Origin of the sequence: Williamsia sp. (genome assembly GCF_016462415.1) — a bacterium.
Lineage (GTDB): Bacteria > Actinomycetota > Actinomycetes > Mycobacteriales > Mycobacteriaceae > Williamsia_A.
The window spans coordinates 1-2,145 of sequence record NZ_JAEMTF010000221.1 but is presented as its reverse complement, the minus strand read 5'-3'; the positions used below and the strand labels follow the sequence as shown (position 1 = coordinate 2,145).

The window sequence follows — 2,145 nt, the reverse complement described above, 5'->3', positions numbered from 1 at the left end:
GCCGGCTTCGTGACGCCGTTGAGCATCTTGGCCGATCCGTTCAGCTCGGCGGCACCTGCTGACGCGGCCCGCTCACCGTTCAGAAAGGTCTTCAACTCTCCGATCGTGCTCATCATCGGCGCCGGGAAGACAACGGTCGTGTTCTTCTCGACGCCGATATCGGCCAGCGTCTGTAGGTTTCGCAGCTGCAGCGCGATCGGGTGCGCAGCCATCGTGTCGGCGGCATCCCCGAGCGCCGCTGCCGCCATCGACTCACCCTCGGCAGCAATGATCTTGGCGCGCTTCTCGCGTTCCGCCTCTGCCTGACGCGCCATCGCACGCTTCATGCTGTCCGGCAGCTGAATGTCCTTCAGCTCCACCAGCGTCACGTCGACACCCCATTCCGACGTCGTGGTGTCGAGGATCTCGCGGATGTCGGTGTTGAGGGTGTCGGTATCGGCCAGGGCCTGATCGAGGGTGTGCTGGCCCACGACCTTGCGCAGTGTCGTCTGCGCGATCTGGTTGATGGCCGACGCCACGTTCTCGATCGCGACGACGGATTTCACCGGGTCGACCACCCGGTAATAGGCGACCGCGGAGATGTCCACGCTGACGTTGTCGCGGGTGATGATGCCCTGCGATTGGATCGGCATCGTCACCACTCGCATCGACACCCGCACCATCCGGTCGACCACCGGGATGATGAACCGGAGACCGGGTTCGCGGACCTCCATCACGCGACCGAAGCGCAGGACGACGCCCCGCTGGTACTGGGTGACAACGCGGATCGACATCGCGAGAGCGATCAGGACGACGACAACGATGACCACCGCCACTGTGATGATTGCAGACATTGGTGGAGCCTCTCGTCGTTGGCCGGACCGAGCGGCCGACACTTCCACGAGCGTGCGCCCAATACATGCTGACCGACAGTGCCGAACGTCACCGCTCGGGCTGCTCGCACCGATGACCTATGCCTCTAGGCACCGTCACCGGCTCTCGACAGAGTTGGTACTCAACTCCCATCGCAGGAAGGCGCACCCATGCGGATTCTCATCGCCACCGCCGGCAGGCACGGCGGCACCCAGGACATCGGACGGCAACTCGGCGTCGCGCTACGAGAGGGGCTGCAATCACGTGGGATAGCGGCCGAGACCGACGTGAAAGATGCGGGTTCGGTCGCGGGTATCAGCGACTACGACGCGGTCGTCATCGGTAGTGCGGTGTACATGGGCCGGTGGTGCAAGAGCGCCCGTCGGTTGATCGACCGCGCCGATCCGGACCTCGGACTGATCCCGGTATGGCTGTTCTCGAGCGGGCCGGTTGACGGTGGACCGACGCCCGACTCGAACACGAAGTGGGACAACGTCCCCTGGGCAGTCGCGCACAAGACGTTCGGCGGCAGGCTGGTTCGCGCAGACCTCACCCCGATGGAACGAACCGTCGTCAGACTGCTGCGCGCGAAGGACGGCGATGCACGATCGTCCCCGGAGATCGCGGCGTGGGCCGACACCATCTGCGCGGGCCTGACCATGCGCGCAACTGTCGCCGACCGATCATGACATCGGATCTTCTGACCGATGCCATCGCCGACTACTCACCCGCCGCAGTCGAAGCAGACATACGGTGGTGGAAGGCCGCCAACTACCTTTCGGTCGCACAGATCTATCTGCAAGACAACGTGATGCTGCGACAGCCGCTTCTCGTCGAACACATCAAACCGCGACTGCTGGGGCACTGGGGTACCTGTCCCGGACTGTCGATGATCTATGTACTGATCAACCGCCACATCCGCGAGTCCGGGGCGGATTGGTTGTATGTGACCGGTCCGGGTCACGGCGGTCCGGCTCTGGTGGCCGCGAACTATCTCGACGGCACCTACAGCGAGATCTACCCGTCGATCTCCGACGACGCCGAGGGGGTACGTCGGTTGTGTCGTCAGTTCTCCACTCCCGGTGGCATTCCGAGTCACGTGAGCGTGCAGACGCCCGGCAGCATCCACGAGGGCGGCGAACTCGGCTACGCCCTAGTGCACGCCGCAGGCGCAGCCTTCGACAACCCTGACCTGGTTGTCGCCTGCGTCATCGGTGACGGCGAGGCCGAGACCGGTCCGCTCGCCGCGTCCTGGACGTTGCCGGCGTTCCTCAACCCGTCTCGTGACGGTGC

Annotated in this window: 2 protein-coding genes and 1 pseudogene; 2 read left to right on the top strand and 1 reads right to left on the bottom strand. The window is 64.6% G+C overall.

Translation table 11 applies throughout. The features are described 5' to 3' along the window. On the bottom strand, window positions 1–833 hold an 833-nt coding region (locus JHC79_RS23535), incomplete at its 3' end, for a slipin family protein (RefSeq protein ID WP_296395483.1). A 189-nt stretch (window positions 834–1,022) separates the two neighbouring features. Between JHC79_RS23535 and JHC79_RS23530 the strand changes: the two genes are divergently transcribed. Beyond that, a complete protein-coding gene (locus JHC79_RS23530) occupies window positions 1,023–1,541 on the top strand; it encodes a flavodoxin domain-containing protein (RefSeq protein WP_296395480.1) in 519 nt (172 codons plus the stop codon). Further along, window positions 1,538–2,145, top strand: a pseudogene (locus JHC79_RS23525) (phosphoketolase); the annotation flags it as partial. The gene JHC79_RS23530 and the pseudogene JHC79_RS23525, both read left to right, overlap by 4 nt.

Coding starts and splice junctions, on each gene's coding strand:
- JHC79_RS23530 (WP_296395480.1), top strand. CDS start 1,023: ATGCGGATTCTCATCGCCACCGCCGGCAGGCACGGCGGCACCCAGGAC.